This window comes from Enterobacter sp. JBIWA003, assembly GCF_019968825.1.
GTDB lineage: Bacteria > Pseudomonadota > Gammaproteobacteria > Enterobacterales > Enterobacteriaceae > Enterobacter > Enterobacter quasiroggenkampii.
In genome coordinates, this window is sequence record NZ_CP074170.1 from 197,525 (window position 1) to 211,861 (window position 14,337).

General features: G+C 56.7%; 15 protein-coding genes. 6 read left to right on the forward strand and 9 right to left on the reverse strand.

What is annotated here, in order from left to right; all coding sequences use genetic code 11:
• Positions 1-128: 128 nt before the first annotated feature.
• From KGP25_RS00990 to cysE, 5 genes are all read left to right on the forward strand, one after another.
• Positions 129-560, forward strand: coding sequence for a rhodanese-like domain-containing protein (locus KGP25_RS00990; RefSeq protein WP_023309913.1), 432 nt, complete (start codon positions 129-131; stop codon positions 558-560).
• 11 nt (positions 561-571) lie between these two features.
• Entirely contained in the window at positions 572-823 is a 252-nt protein-coding gene (grxC, locus tag KGP25_RS00995; RefSeq protein ID WP_008502715.1) for a glutaredoxin 3, read from the forward strand.
• Positions 824-855: 32 nt separating this feature from the next.
• Positions 856-1,323 carry a protein-export chaperone SecB gene (gene secB / locus KGP25_RS01000; RefSeq protein WP_003860835.1) on the forward strand — a complete coding sequence of 156 codons (468 nt, stop codon included), beginning with the start codon at positions 856-858 and terminating at the stop codon, positions 1,321-1,323.
• Positions 1,323-2,342, forward strand: coding sequence for an NAD(P)H-dependent glycerol-3-phosphate dehydrogenase (gene gpsA / locus KGP25_RS01005; RefSeq protein ID WP_223539833.1), 1,020 nt, complete (start codon positions 1,323-1,325; stop codon positions 2,340-2,342). The genes secB and gpsA overlap by 1 nt, the downstream gene beginning before the upstream one ends.
• 75 nt (positions 2,343-2,417) lie before the next feature.
• On the forward strand, positions 2,418-3,239 hold the full coding sequence (gene cysE, locus KGP25_RS01010) for a serine O-acetyltransferase (RefSeq protein ID WP_008502718.1): 822 nt from the start codon (positions 2,418-2,420) through the stop codon (positions 3,237-3,239).
• Here the strand turns inward: cysE and trmL are convergent.
• From trmL to KGP25_RS01055, 9 genes are all read right to left on the reverse strand, one after another.
• Entirely contained in the window at positions 3,236-3,709 is a 474-nt protein-coding gene (gene trmL / locus KGP25_RS01015; protein ID WP_223539834.1) for a tRNA (uridine(34)/cytosine(34)/5-carboxymethylaminomethyluridine(34)-2'-O)-methyltransferase TrmL, read from the reverse strand. The genes cysE and trmL overlap by 4 nt on opposite strands.
• Before the next feature lie 45 nt (positions 3,710-3,754).
• On the reverse strand, positions 3,755-5,095 hold the full coding sequence (locus tag KGP25_RS01020) for an aromatic acid/H+ symport family MFS transporter (protein ID WP_063622811.1): 1,341 nt from the start codon (positions 5,093-5,095) through the stop codon (positions 3,755-3,757).
• 182 nt (positions 5,096-5,277) lie between these two features.
• Positions 5,278-6,465 carry an FMN-dependent L-lactate dehydrogenase LldD gene (lldD, locus tag KGP25_RS01025; RefSeq protein WP_223539835.1) on the reverse strand — a complete coding sequence of 396 codons (1,188 nt, stop codon included), beginning with the start codon at positions 6,463-6,465 and terminating at the stop codon, positions 5,278-5,280.
• Complete coding sequence (lldR, locus tag KGP25_RS01030) at positions 6,462-7,235, reverse strand: transcriptional regulator LldR (RefSeq protein ID WP_023294814.1); 774 nt, start codon at positions 7,233-7,235, stop codon at positions 6,462-6,464. Before lldR ends, lldD begins: the two co-directional genes overlap by 4 nt.
• The gene (lldP, locus tag KGP25_RS01035; RefSeq protein WP_223539836.1) at positions 7,232-8,887 is read right to left on the reverse strand and encodes an L-lactate permease; all 1,656 of its coding nucleotides are present in this window, start codon (positions 8,885-8,887) and stop codon (positions 7,232-7,234) included. The genes lldR and lldP overlap by 4 nt, the downstream gene beginning before the upstream one ends.
• A 271-nt stretch (positions 8,888-9,158) precedes the next feature.
• Positions 9,159-9,521, reverse strand: coding sequence for a YibL family ribosome-associated protein (locus KGP25_RS01040; RefSeq protein ID WP_223539837.1), 363 nt, complete (start codon positions 9,519-9,521; stop codon positions 9,159-9,161).
• Between the two features lie 58 nt (positions 9,522-9,579).
• On the reverse strand, positions 9,580-10,170 hold the full coding sequence (gene mtlR / locus KGP25_RS01045; RefSeq protein WP_047071159.1) for a mannitol operon repressor MtlR: 591 nt from the start codon (positions 10,168-10,170) through the stop codon (positions 9,580-9,582).
• Complete coding sequence (gene mtlD / locus KGP25_RS01050; protein ID WP_045907897.1) at positions 10,167-11,315, reverse strand: mannitol-1-phosphate 5-dehydrogenase; 1,149 nt, start codon at positions 11,313-11,315, stop codon at positions 10,167-10,169. Before mtlD ends, mtlR begins: the two co-directional genes overlap by 4 nt.
• A 100-nt stretch (positions 11,316-11,415) precedes the next feature.
• Positions 11,416-13,323 carry a PTS mannitol transporter subunit IICBA gene (locus KGP25_RS01055; protein WP_223539838.1) on the reverse strand — a complete coding sequence of 636 codons (1,908 nt, stop codon included), beginning with the start codon at positions 13,321-13,323 and terminating at the stop codon, positions 11,416-11,418.
• 657 nt (positions 13,324-13,980) lie between these two features.
• Between KGP25_RS01055 and KGP25_RS01060 the strand changes: the two genes are divergently transcribed.
• The gene (locus tag KGP25_RS01060) at positions 13,981-14,337 is read left to right on the forward strand and encodes a DUF3302 domain-containing protein (protein ID WP_045907895.1); all 357 of its coding nucleotides are present in this window, start codon (positions 13,981-13,983) and stop codon (positions 14,335-14,337) included.

Genomic DNA, 14,337 nt, shown 5'->3' on the forward strand with positions numbered 1-14,337 from the left:
GGCATTTTTTTAGGTGGCATGCCGCAGAAAATGGATTAGGTTAGGGTCGCTGGCTGTATTTGCCAGAACGCACAGGTATACTCCTGTCCTGGTTTTTTTTATCACTTAGTCGGGAGTAGTTACCCTCCATGCAAGAAATTATGCAATTCGTTAGCCGCCATCCGGTTCTGAGCATCGCGTGGATTGGCCTGCTGGCTGCTGTGCTGTTCACCACATTTAAGAGCCTGACGTCTAAGATTAAGGTTATCACCCGTGGTGAAGCGACGCGTCTGATTAACAAAGAAGATGCCGTCGTTGTCGATCTGCGTCAGCGTGACGATTTCCGCAAAGGTCACATTGCGGGCGCAATCAACCTGTTGCCAGCTGAAATCAAAGCGAACAACGTCGGTGAGCTTGAAAAACACAAAGCCCAGCCGATTATCGTTGTGGATGCGACCGGCATGCAGGCACAGGAATCTGCCAGCGCGCTTCATAAAGCAGGCTTCGAAAACGTAACGGTGCTGAAAGAAGGTATTTCCGGCTGGAGCGGGGAAAATCTTCCTTTGGTGCGCGGTAAATAAGGAGTTCAGTCATGGCCCATATTGAGATCTATACCAAAGCGACGTGCCCGTTCTGCCATCGTGCGAAAGCGCTGCTGAACAGTAAAGGCGTCACGTTCCAGGAACTGCCGATCGACGGTGACGCGATTAAACGCGAAGAGATGATCCAACGTAGTGGTCGTACGACGGTTCCACAGATTTTTATTGATGCGCAGCACATTGGCGGCTGTGATGACTTGTATGCGCTCGACGCCCGTGGTGGACTCGATCCGCTGCTGAGCTAAGAGACTTTAGGACAATTAAAAAGGGTATTTCCATGTCAGAACAAAACAACACCGAGATGACTTTCCAGATCCAGCGTATCTACACCAAAGATGTCTCTTTCGAAGCGCCAAATGCGCCACACGTTTTCCAGAAAGATTGGCAGCCAGAGGTTAAACTTGATCTGGATACCGCATCTACCCAGCTGGCAGATGACGTGTATGAAGTCGTGCTGCGTGTGACCGTTACCGCCTCTCTGGGCGAAGAAACTGCATTCCTGTGTGAAGTACAGCAGGGCGGTATCTTCTCTATCGGCGGCATCGAAGGCAACCAGATGGCGCATTGCCTGGGTGCGTACTGCCCGAACATTCTGTTCCCGTATGCACGTGAATGCATCACCAGCCTGGTTTCTCGCGGTACATTCCCGCAACTGAACCTTGCGCCAGTTAACTTTGATGCGCTGTTCATGAACTATCTGCAGCAGCAGGCTGGCGAAGGTGCTGAACAACATCAGGATGCCTGATGAGCACTGTTAATGCGTCAATGACTGTGATCGGTGCCGGCTCATACGGCACCGCTCTTGCCATTACTCTGGCAAGAAATGGTCACGAGGTGGTCCTGTGGGGCCACGACCCAAAACATATCGCCACGCTGCAGCGCGATCGTTGCAACGTCGCGTTTCTCCCGGACGTTCCGTTCCCTGACTCCCTGCACCTTGAAAGTGACCTTGCGACCGCGCTGGCGGCCAGCCGCAACATTCTGATTGTGGTTCCGAGCCATGTCTTTGGCGACGTGCTGCATCAGATTAAGCCGCTGATGCGCCCGGATGCGCGCATTGTCTGGGCGACAAAAGGACTGGAAGCCGAAACCGGACGCCTGCTGCAGGACGTTGCCCGCGAAGCGCTGGGTGATGCGATCCCGCTGGCGGTCATCTCCGGCCCGACCTTTGCCAAAGAGCTGGCCGCTGGCCTGCCGACGGCGATTTCGCTGGCCTCAACCGACCAGGCCTTCTCCGACGATCTCCAGCAATTGCTGCACTGCGGCAAGAGCTTCCGCGTCTACAGCAACCCCGATTTTATCGGCGTGCAGCTGGGTGGGGCGGTGAAGAATGTGATTGCGATTGGCGCCGGGATGTCCGACGGCATAGGTTTTGGTGCCAACGCCCGTACGGCGCTGATCACCCGAGGGCTGACCGAAATGTCCCGCCTGGGCGAAGCGCTGGGTGCGGATCCGGCCACCTTTATGGGGATGGCTGGCCTGGGCGACCTGGTGCTGACCTGTACCGACAACCAGTCTCGTAACCGCCGCTTTGGCATGATGCTCGGACAGGGCAGCGATGTGAAAGACGCGCAGGAGAAGATTGGTCAGGTGGTTGAAGGCTACCGCAATACCAAAGAAGTCCGCGAGTTGGCGCACCGTTTCGGTGTCGAAATGCCAATAACCGAGGAAATTTATCAGGTATTGTATTGCGGAAAAAATGCGCGCGAGGCAGCATTGACCTTATTAGGTCGTGCGCGCAAGGACGAGCGCAGCAGTAACTAGTCGGAACCGTTGTCACCTGAATGACCCAGCCAGCGCAGAACTGGCTGGTCATTATACTATCGTCTGGAGTTAGCAATGCCGTGTGAAGAACTGGATATCGTCTGGAACAACATTAAAGCCGAAGCCCGGGCGCTGGCCGACTGTGAGCCTATGCTGGCCAGTTTCTACCACGCAACGCTACTCAAGCACGAAAACCTCGGCAGCGCGCTCAGCTATATGCTCGCCAACAAGCTGGCGTCCTCGATCATGCCCGCGATTGCCATTCGTGAGGTGGTGGAAGAGGCTTACGCCGCTGACCCGGAAATGATCGCGTCTGCCGCCTGTGATATCCAGGCCGTGCGCACGCGTGACCCGGCGGTCGATAAATACTCTACGCCGCTGTTGTACCTGAAAGGCTTCCACGCTCTGCAGGCGTACCGCATTGGGCACTGGCTGTGGAATGAAGGCCGCCGCGCGCTGGCCATCTTCCTGCAAAACCAGGTTTCCGTGACGTTTCAGGTTGATATTCACCCGGCGGCGAAGATTGGCCGTGGGATCATGCTCGACCACGCCACCGGGATTGTTGTCGGGGAAACGGCGGTGATTGAAGACGACGTCTCGATCCTGCAGTCGGTTACCCTGGGCGGTACCGGGAAAACCAGCGGCGATCGCCATCCGAAAATTCGCGAAGGGGTGATGATAGGCGCGGGTGCCAAAATCCTCGGCAATATCGAAGTCGGACGCGGCGCGAAAATCGGCGCAGGCTCCGTGGTGCTCCAGCCTGTGCCACCGCATACCACCGCCGCTGGCGTACCGGCGCGTATCGTCGGTAAGCCAGACAGCGATAAGCCGTCCATGGATATGGATCAGCACTTCAACGGTATTCACCATACGTTTGAGTATGGTGACGGCATTTAACGTCTGAGAATGGCGCCCGGATACCCCAGCTGGCGCCATGCTTCATACACCACTACCGACACTGCATTCGACAGGTTCATGCTGCGGCTGTCCGGCATCATCGGAATACGGATTTTCTGCTCAGCGGGCAGGGCATCCAGAATCGTGGCCGGCAGGCCGCGGGTTTCCGGGCCAAACATCAGATAGTCACCCTTCTGATAGCTTACGGCGCTGTGCGCTGGCGTACCTTTGGTGGTCAGGGCGAACATGCGCTGCGGCTGCTCAGCTTCCAGAAACGCGGCGTAATCATGGTGGCGAATAACGGCGGTAAATTCATGATAATCCAGCCCCGCGCGGCGCAGGCGTTTGTCGTCCCACGTAAAGCCCATTGGCTCAATGATGTGCAGACGAAAACCGGTGTTGGCGCACAGGCGGATAATATTGCCGGTATTTGGCGGAATTTCTGGTTCGAATAAAACGATGTTAAGCATACTGCCCCCTTAATTGCGGGGGCAGAATAGCAGAAAAGAGAGGACCTACGCGACGCCGGGTTCTTGCGAGCGGCTGTACAGCATTTTGTAGACGGTTGCCGCCGCGGCCACAAGAGCGGGTACGCTGAGGATCATTAAAATACTGTCTGCCTGCCACTGCATCGAAAGAAGCTGGGCGCTGGTCATGGTGCCCGCCACGCCGCCAAAGCGGCCAATCCCCTGCATCCAGGCGATGCCCGTCGCGCGGCACTCGGTGGGATAAAAGGTGGCGGCCAGGGTCTGCATGCCCGACTGCGCGCCGTTCATCGCGATCCCCATCAGGAAAATCAACCCGCCAAACAGGGCGATATGGTTATGCTCCATGCCGAGTAGCAGGATCAGCCCCATCGTCAGGATAAACCCGCCCGCGACAACCTTGTGCGCTTCCCAGCGGTCCATCATCCAGCCGGCGAGCAGAATGCCGGCCGTGCCGCCGAAGGTGAACAGCGAGGTGAGCCAGGCGGACTCCGCCAGCGCATAACCCATCCCCTGCATCAGCGTCGGCATCCAGCTCAGCAGGACGTAGTAGATGACCAGCCCCATAAAGTAGGTCACCCACAGCATCAGGGTGCCGGGCAGCCAGGGCATCGAAAACAGCTGCGACACGCTCCCTTTTTTAGACGCGACTTTCTCCTCCGCCAGGAAAAAGCCCGTGACGCCCTCCAGCGTACCGCGGGCGAACCGGCTGGCAATGCGGCGAACCTGCATGACGTCTTTCCCGCGCTGCACCAGAAACTTCACCGACTCCGGCAACAGCAGTGCCAGCAGCAGCGTTAAAATCAGCGGCGCAATTGCGCCGGTCAGCAGCACGCTTCGCCAGCCGTGGTGGGGGATAAGCCAGGACGAGATCGCGCCGCCGCCCGCCGCACCCAGAGGGAAGCCGCAGTACATGGTATTAATCGCCATGGCGCGGCAGCGCTGGGGGGCAAACTCGGAGATCAGTGTAATGGCATTCGGCATGGCGGCGCCGAGCCCCAGGCCCGTCAGAAAGCGCCACAGCGTCAGGGTGTTGAGGCTTTGCGCCCAGGCCGTGCCCAGGCTTGCCAGGCCGAAGAACAGACACGAAAAGACCAGTACGCGCTTGCGGCCCATCCGGTCCGATACCGGACCGGCGATCAGCGCGCCCAACGACAGCCCCAGCAGCGCCGCGCTCAGCACCGGCCCCAGATCCTGTTTATGGATCCCCCATTCTGCCGACAGCGTGGGCGCGATGTAGCCCATTGCCGCCGTATCAAAGCCATCGATCGCCAGAACCAGAAAGCCCAGCACAATGAGCAGCCAGTGAAACCCTGAAAAGCGACTGTCGTCGATCACCTGCTGAATATCCACCTTACCTGAATAGGTCATACGCTCCCCTCTGATGTGATGTTGTTTTTGTGTTCTTGTCTTTGCTTGTCTATACAATTGCGGACGGCATGTATATGTCAAATTTTCTTATCCAATATGTTATCTGGATGTTATTTTTGGCATAAAAAAGCGCCCGAGGGGGAGATCGGACGCATGAGAAAGAGGTGTTAACGAGGGGGGATTCAGGCCGCGTTTCCCTGAGCAAGTGGAGTCAGCGCTGCCGGTAATTTGCTTAACTCCTGCACCAGGGAATCCTTACTGATTTCGCTAATGGTTTTCGCACCGGTCAGCGTCATCGCCACCTTCATCTCTTTTTCGATCAGGTTAAGCAGATTCGCCACGCCTGCCTGACCGGCCGTCGCCAGAGCATACAGATACGCGCGTCCCAGCAGCACGCTGTCGGCACCCAGCGCAATCATACGCACCACGTCCAGCCCGTTGCGGATCCCGCTGTCGGCCAGGATGGCGATATCGCCTTTCACCGCATCGGCAATAGCTGGCAGGGCGCGGGCAGAGGAGAGCACCCCGTCGAGCTGGCGTCCGCCGTGGTTAGAGACCACAATCCCGTCTGCGCCAAAGCGGACCGCATCACGGGCATCTTCCGGGTCGAGGATCCCTTTGATCACCATCGGGCCATCCCAGAATTCGCGGATCCACTCCAGGTCTTTCCAGGAGATGGACGGATCGAAGTTATTCGCCAGCCAGCCGATGTAATCTTCCAGCCCGGTGGGTTTACCCAGATACGCCGAGATGTTCCCCAGATCGTGTGGACGACCGTTCAGGCCGACGTCCCACGCCCACTGTGGATGCGTTACCGCCTGCCAGTAGCGGCGGAGCGCCGCATTTGGGCCGCTCATGCCGGAGTGCGCATCGCGGTAGCGCGCGCCGGGGGTCGGCATATCAACGGTAAAGACCAGCGTGGAGCAGCCCGCCGCTTTGGCGCGCTCCAGCGCGTTACGCATAAAGCCGCGATCGCGCAGGACGTACAGCTGGAACCACATCGGCCGCTTGAGGGTCGGGGCAACCTCTTCAATCGGGCAGACGGACACGGTGGAAAGGGTAAACGGAATGCCTTTAGCATCTGCGGCGGCGGCGGCCTGCACTTCACCGCGACGGGCGTACATGCCGCATAAACCGACAGGTGCGAGCGCGACGGGCATGGAAAGCGTTTCGTTAAACAGTTTTGTCTCAAGGCTCAGGTCAGACATATTCTTCAGCACGCGCTGGCGCAGAGCCACCTCCGACAGATCTTCCACGTTGCGGCGCAGGGTGTATTCGGCATACGCCCCGCCGTCAATGTAGTGGAACAGGAACGGGGGCAAAATGCGCTGCGCCGCGGCGCGATAGTCACTGGCTGCTGAAATGATCATGCTTTGTTCTCCCTGGAAATATCACTGTCGCCAGGCAGACGGGTAATACGCGCCTGTCGGGCCTGGTCTTCATCGAATCGTTTGATGGTGGTATGCACGAAACCGAGATGCGCCATCATCGCTTTGCGCGCGGCTTCGGCATCACCGGCCAGAATGGCGTTGAGCACCGCCTCGTGTTGTTCGGTCAGTTGGGCAAACACCGGCGGAACCAGATACATGCGCTGGCGGCTCTGCTTCACGGAGGATTGCAGCAGGTCGAAGAACCCGCGCATGGTCTGGAGCAGCACGACGTTGTGCGACGCCTCGGCAATCGCCAGGTGAAAACGCACGTCCGCCTGGGAGGCGATGTCCGGGTCGCTGCTTTGCGTGGCCTCAAAGCAGGCGATGAGTTTCTCTTTGTCGGCGTCGGTTGCCCGCATGGCTGCGTGCCAGGCGGTACTGGTTTCGATGGCGTGACGCGCTTCAAGGATGTCGAAGCTGTAGTCCGGGTCGTTCTCCATCAGCGTTTTCAGCGGCTGAACGATGTTTTGCTCGGACCAGTCGTCATGCTGCCAGCGTACAAAGGTGCCGCCGCCGCGACGGCTTACCAGCACCCCTTCGCTGACCAGCGTCGCCAGCGCCTCGCGCAGTGAATTGCGCGACACGCCAAGCTGGGCGGCGAGCTGGCGTTCGGCGGGCAACTTCATGCCCGCTTCCAGCTGTTGTTCTTCAATCAGCGCCCGCACGCGAGAGGCAATCTCGTCGGACAGGCGTCTGGGCATCACTATCATGGGATCATCCAGGTTAAGACATAGGCCTGCAGGGTGGTGATCACCCCGACCATGCAGGTGAATATCAGGCTGTGTTTCACGGTAAAGCGGAACAGATCCGACTCTTTACCGACCAGTCCCACCGCCGCACAGGCAATGGCGATGGATTGTGGGGAGATCATTTTCCCGGTCACGCCGCCGGTGGTATTTGCGGCCACCAGCAGGACGTCCGACACGCCAATCTGCTGGGCCGCCGTGGCCTGCAGCGCAGCAAACAGGGCGTTAGACGAGGTATCGGAACCGGTCAGGAACACCCCCAGCCAGCCGAGGAACGGCGAGAAGAAGGTGAAGGCGTGGCTGGTATGCGCCAGCGCCAGTGCCAGCGTCGATGACAAGCCGGAGTAGTTCGAGATAAACGCGAACGCCAGCACCATGCCGATGGAGTAGATCGGCAGCATCAGCTCTTTAACGGTCGCCGCAAAAGTCTGCACCGCAGCCGCAGGCTTCATGCGCAGCCACACCACGGAAAGAATAGCGGCAAACAGGATGGCGGTCCCGGTGGCGGAGAACCAGTCGAATTTATAGACCGCGGCATACGGCGTGGCGGCGTGCACCACCGGTGGCATACGGGCGACCATCTTGTCGAGGAACGGCACCGAAACGTTAATGACCATGTCGTACAGCGCGCCGCCCGGGGCGAACAGGGCTTTAAACGGCGGGATGCTCCACAGCGTAACCGTGGCGGTCAGGAACAGGAACGGCGACCAGGCGCGAATCACCTGTCCTGCGGTGTAACCGGTGCGGGCCAGGGTTTGATCGACCTGCGAGGCGCCCATGTCGGCGAAGCGGAAAATACGGACCGGCTGCCAGCGTTTCAGGAACAGCGTCAGGCAGACCAGGGAAACCAGCGAAGAGATGATGTCCGGCAGTTCCGGGCCAAGGAAGTTCGAGCTGAGGTACTGGGCAATCGCGAACGAACCGCCCGCCACCATCACCGCAGGCCAGGTCTCCTTCACGCCGCGCCAGCCGTCCATAATCGCCATGATCCAGAACAGGACGATAATGGTCAGGAACGGCAGCTGGCGACCCACCATCTGGCCAATCTCAAAGCTGTCCAGGCCGGTTACCTGGCCCGCAACCAGAATCGGAATACCCATCGCGCCAAACGCCACCAGCGCGGTGTTCACAATCAGGCACAGGCCCGCCGCATACAGCGGGTTAAAGCCCAGCCCCACCAGCAGTGCGGCGGTGATCGCCACCGGTGCGCCAAAGCCTGCCGCGCCTTCCAGAAACGCCCCAAAGGAGAAGCCGACAATCAGCATCTGCAGGCGCTGGTCCGGCGTAATGGAGAGAATCGACGAGCGGATAATGTCGAACTGCCCGGTTTTCACCGAGATTTTATAGACAAAGACCGCCGCGATGATGATCCACGCAATCGGCCACAGGCCGTAGAAGAAACCGTAGACGACGGAGGCCAGCGCGCGATCGACCGGCATTTTGTAGAAGAACAGCGCCACCAGCAGGGCGATGGCGACGGTGTACGTCGCGGCAAGGTAGCCCTTCAGTTTGAGCTTAATCAGCGCAAAGAAGAAGAACAGGATCGGAAGCGATGCGATCAGGCTCGACAGCCAGATATTGCCGGCCGGGTCGTAGTTTTGTTGCCAGAGGCTCATGCAGGTCTCCTGGGGACCAGACAGCCTGCGCTGCGGGTGAGTCTCCGCTCATCTCTGCGTCACAGTCTGTGTAAAAGTGGTCCTGCCAATGTTGTGTTGTAGGGTTAATGACAATGAATGGTTAACCAGATGTTATGAGCTAGCAATGGTTTTGTGAGCGGAAATAATGGAATTGTGAACCGGGGAAGGATTGGTTGCGCTATTGGTTGGACCAATTCACACGAAGGGGAAAAGAGTAGGCCGGGTAAGCGTAGCGCCACCCGGCATGAAATCAGAACGCCGTCTTACAAAAACCCGTCATCTCTTTCAGGCCCATTTCGCGGCCAAGCTCGGTCATCGGGTGAACCACCACCAGACCACGGACGCTTTTCTTCAGCTTGCCCATGTCGGCCTGCTCTTTTTTGGTGATCGCACGACGGTGCGGCATGTTCATCAGCTTCTGCGCTTCTTTGCTCAGCTTCTGGCCTTTGACCTCGCGCAGGCGCTCGATCTCTGCTTCCAGCTTCGCGGTCTCTTTTTCAAGTTCGGCATACTTCTCGACGGACTCGACCAGTGACAGGCCCGCCATCTGGTGGCGGATGAGATCCAGGCGGTCGCTCAGGCGTTTAATTTCGTTCTTTTCGACTTCTTTCATGACAAATAACTCTGAAAACGGGGAATTTACAGGGAAGGATACACCAATGTGAGCAGGCTTACTTCTGAAACGCTTTTTTTAAGCTGATTCGGGAAATCAGCTCAGTCAGGGAGAGAACCATCGTGGAACGGACAACCTGTTGATAACGCAGCTTTTGCATCGCATAGAGCTCAGGATCGCTGTTATCAAACTGCGGTGCCGGAGGAAGCGCGGTGACGCAGTGCAGCTCGCCGAACGGCCCCAGGATTTCATCGTCGGTAAAGGTGTATTCATTACCGTCATGATTGAGTTCTTCGCGCAGCGCCATTAGCAGCTCCGCATCTTCATACTCTTGTCGGTTCAGCACGCCAAGACCATAAATCAGCTTCAGACGCACGGATAAATCGCCCAGCGGTCCGTCTCCGTCCAGTAACGGTTCTACAGCATATTTTACCGCGTAGTCGTCTTTGCGAAACACCTGAAGCACCAGGATATTCACCGCCTCGGTTAACAGCTCGACGGCGGCAATCAGGAAACTTCGTACGGTTTTGCCAGCATTCAGACGCTCAAGCACACGATTTTCAAAGGCCTGGGTTTGTTCCATTATTGCCTGCATATCTGACAATCTGTTATCCGGGCGCAGGCTAACCTGCGCCGCATTCTGCATCATTTGGTTGCGTTGTATGCGTTAACCGCCTCCACAACCACGTCGCTGTTGGCGTCCAGACCGGAAATCTGCGCCAGCGCAGCCTGCGCGCCCTGGGTATCAATCAGCTGAGCCAGTTCCTGCGCCTGCGGGTCCTGCTCGCTGCGGTAGTGCATTGCGGCGGCAATCCCTTTCACCAGATTGGCGTGCGGCAGGCCGTATTCCAGCGTGCCCAGCAGCGGCTTAATCAGGCGGTCGCCCGCGCTCAGCTTACGCAGCGGCTGACGGCCCACGCGCTCAACGTCATCTTTCAGATATGGGTTTTCAAAGCGACCGAGGATTTTCTGGATGTATGCTGCATGTTTATCCGCATCGAAACCGTAGCGTTTAATCAGCACCGCGCCGCTCTCTTCCATTGCCCCTTTTACCACCGCGCGGATCTTCTCATCGAGGATCGCGTCACGAATTGTCTGATGACCGGCCAATTTTCCGAGGTACGCGGTTATAGCATGCCCGGTGTTCAGCGTGAAGAGTTTGCGTTCGACAAATGCCATCAGGTTATCGGTTAATTCCATTCCCGGAATGGTCGGCAGCGCGCCTTTAAACTGGGTTTTATCGACGATCCACTCGCTGAAGGTTTCTACGGTCACTTCCAGCGGATCGTTGGTCGCGGATTCGGAAGGCGGAACGATGCGATCCACGGCGGAATCCACAAAACCCACGTGCGCTTCAACCCAGGCTTTGTCTTCGTCTGCCACAGCGTTGAGCACGTGGCCTTTCAGCTGCGTGGTGCCGCGCACCATGTTTTCACAGGCGATTATGTTCAGCGGGGTATCGATACCCTGCGCTTTACGTTTTGCGAGGCCTTTCGCGACCGCAGGGGCGATACGCTCAAGCACAACCGGACCTACGGCGGTGGTGACCAGATCGACGCTGGCGATAAGGTCAATAACGTCGTCGCCGATGCTGCTGACCGCGTTGACGCCAGATACCGTCTCAACCTGCTCGTTTTCACCGACCACATGGACCTGATAGCTATGACGGGCATTCAGGGCATCCAGGACAACCTGATTCACATCGGCGAATGTCAGGGTAATGCCCGCGTCTGCCAGCAGTTTACCGATAAAACCACGACCGATATTACCTGCGCCAAAATGTAATGCTTTCATAGTGTTAACCTTCATCAATGTTTTTACCCGAGAGGGCTGGGGTGAGGAACGTTTTCCCCTCACCCTAGCCCTCTCCCCGGGGGGAGAGGGAGGAGTACCGTTATTTGTTAAGCAGAGCCAGAACTTCTTCAACGCTGGTGGTGTTGGCCAGACGCTCAATGACGGACTCATCATCCAGCGCGTTGGTCAGGCTGGTAATCACCTGAATGTGCTCGTTGTTGCGAGCGGCGATACCAATCACCAGACGGGCGATGTCGCCTTCTTCTTCACCGAAGCGAACGCCCTGCGGGTACTGACAGAATACGACGCCGGTTTTCAGGACGCGATCTTTCGCTTCAACCGTACCGTGTGGCACCGCGATGGATTCGCCCAGATAGGTCGGGGTCAGTTTTTCGCGTTCCAGCATCGCGTCGACATATTCAGGCTGAACGTAGCCGCCTTTCACCAGCTGCTCACCGGCAAAGCGAATCGCTTCTTCTTTGGTGGCCGCGGTACGACCGAGGAAGATGTTTTCCGCACCCAGCTTAAACAGGTGGGCGTTGCTCTCGTCAAAACTGTCCTGCAGGCTGGAGCGCACTTTCACTTCGTTGTCTTCGTGACGCTGCGCGGCAACCAGACGTTCGGTCAGGCTGGTATACAGGCCGCTGTCGAGAAAGTTGGTCAGCGAAATGTGCTGTGCCTGTGGTACTTGACGCATGGCGCGTTCGGTCAGGTCGCGGTGCGTGATAACCAGGTCAACATCCGGCGGCAGGCTGTTAATGGCGCTGTTGGTCACGGAGATGTTGGTCAGGCCCGCATCCTGCACTTTCTTACGCAGCACGCCTGCACCCATTGCGCTGGAACCCATACCGGCGTCGCAGGCAACGATGATTTTACGCACGTGGCTCAGGTCGTTAGAGACATCACCGGCTGCCAGTGGCGTCGCGCCTTTGGATTCGGCTTTCATGTCGTGCATACGACGGGTTGCGGCTTCGATGTCATCATCTTCTTTCACTTTGCTGGTTTTCAGCAGGATAGAAGAGACCACGAAGGAGACGGCCATTGCCGCAAAGATAGCCGCGAGGTTCGCGAAGTAAGCGCCTTTTGGCGTCATCGCCAGTACCGCCAGGATAGAACCCGGAGAGGCCGGAGAAACCAGACCGCCGCCCAGCACGCTCAGGGTGAACACACCGGTCATACCGCCGAGGATAACGGCCAGGATCAGACGTGGGTTCATCAGCACATAAGGGAAGTAAATTTCGTGGATACCGCCCAGGAAGTGGATGATCGCCGCGCCGCCAGCAGACTGTTTAGCGCTGCCACGGCCAAAGAAAATGTACGCCAGCAGAACGCCCATACCTGGACCCGGGTTGGCTTCAATCAGGAAGAAGATAGACTTGCCGAGATCGTGAGACTGCTGGATACCCAGCGGCGAGAAGATGCCGTGGTTGATGGCGTTGTTAAGGAACAGGATTTTCGCCGGTTCAACGAAGATAGACGCCAGCGGCAGCATCTCGTGCGCCACCATGAAGTTAACGCCTGCCGCCAGAATTTTAGACAGCACTTCAACCGCAGGGCCAATGCCGAGGAACGCCAGAATGGCGAGGATCATCCCGATGATGCCCGCAGAGAAGTTGTTCACCAGCATTTCGAAGCCGGATTTGATCTTACCATCAACCCAGACGTCGAACTTCTTAATCGCCCAGCCCCCCAGAGGACCGGCAATCATCGCACCGAGGAACATCGGCATATCCGCACCGACGATAACACCCATGGTTGTGATAGCACCCACGACGCCGCCACGGTCACCGCCCACCAGACGACCCCCGGTGAAACCGATGAGCAGCGGCAGGAGATAGGTAATCATTGGGCCAACAAGTTTCGCCAGCGTTTCGTTAGGCAACCACCCTGTCGGAATGAACAATGCGGTGATGATACCCCACGCGATAAACGCGCCGATATTTGGCATCACCATGTTGCTGAGGAAACGACCAAAGCTTTGAACTTTGATCTTGAAATCGGATGACATAAAACACCCCTTCTTCTGTTTACGCTTAGGCTTGCGGCCCGAGGTTTATTGTTAATGAGGCGGCAGAGGTAGCCGGACCCTGTTCTGATGCTGTGAAATCTGGCACTGAATCGTTCAACTGTCCAGACAGGGAAAATTTGTGTGATGCACATCACGTAAAGGCAGGGGGTAGGGATATCAATGGAGTGATCTCAATCACAAAATCTGCGGACAAAAAAAATACAATGGCGACAAAAAAAGCAAAATCCACCCTTTTATGTGATTGTTGTCACGTTTTGTTCTGGTGGGTTTGTTTCTGGATTGTGACTGATTTCACAAAATATTTTTATGCGGATTTCTCCGGCTGTGATCGGCGGCAAACTCTGCTTCGCGATTCAGCGCCAGGATGATATTGCACGACACGATAAGCTAAAAAACCACTTTTGATGTGTGGTATGGCGAAAAGTTAAAAGGTGGATTACGCTCATATTGTAAGGTTAAGTCTATTATTATTCAGGATATATTTTGACACGCTTATAAACTTGCATGGAGATATTATAAAAACCGATACTCCCCGGCTCGGAAATAGTAAGCACAACCCCGTGTTTATAAAAAATTAATTAGGTTGCGTACCGTTTTATTAATTTAATGAGTTGACGTTGTTTAAGTGAGGAGAATATGTTTCTCAACTATTTTGCGCTGGGCGTATTGATTTTTGTATTTCTGGTTCTCTTTTACGGAATCATCGCCATCCATGATATTCCTTATAATATGGCCAAAAAGCGTAACCATCCGCATGCCGATGCCATTCATACGGCTGGCTGGATTAGCCTGTTTACGCTTCATGCCATCTGGCCATTCCTGTGGATTTGGGCCACGCTGTACCGCGAGGATCGCGGCTGGGGCATGCAAAACCACATCACAAAGCCTGATGAGGTCCCGGGCATGGATGCGCTCGCCAAACGCGTGGCGGAACTCGAACAAAAGCTGGGCGCGGTAAAGCCTGCTGCTGATAAGAACACGCTGGAGCGCTAA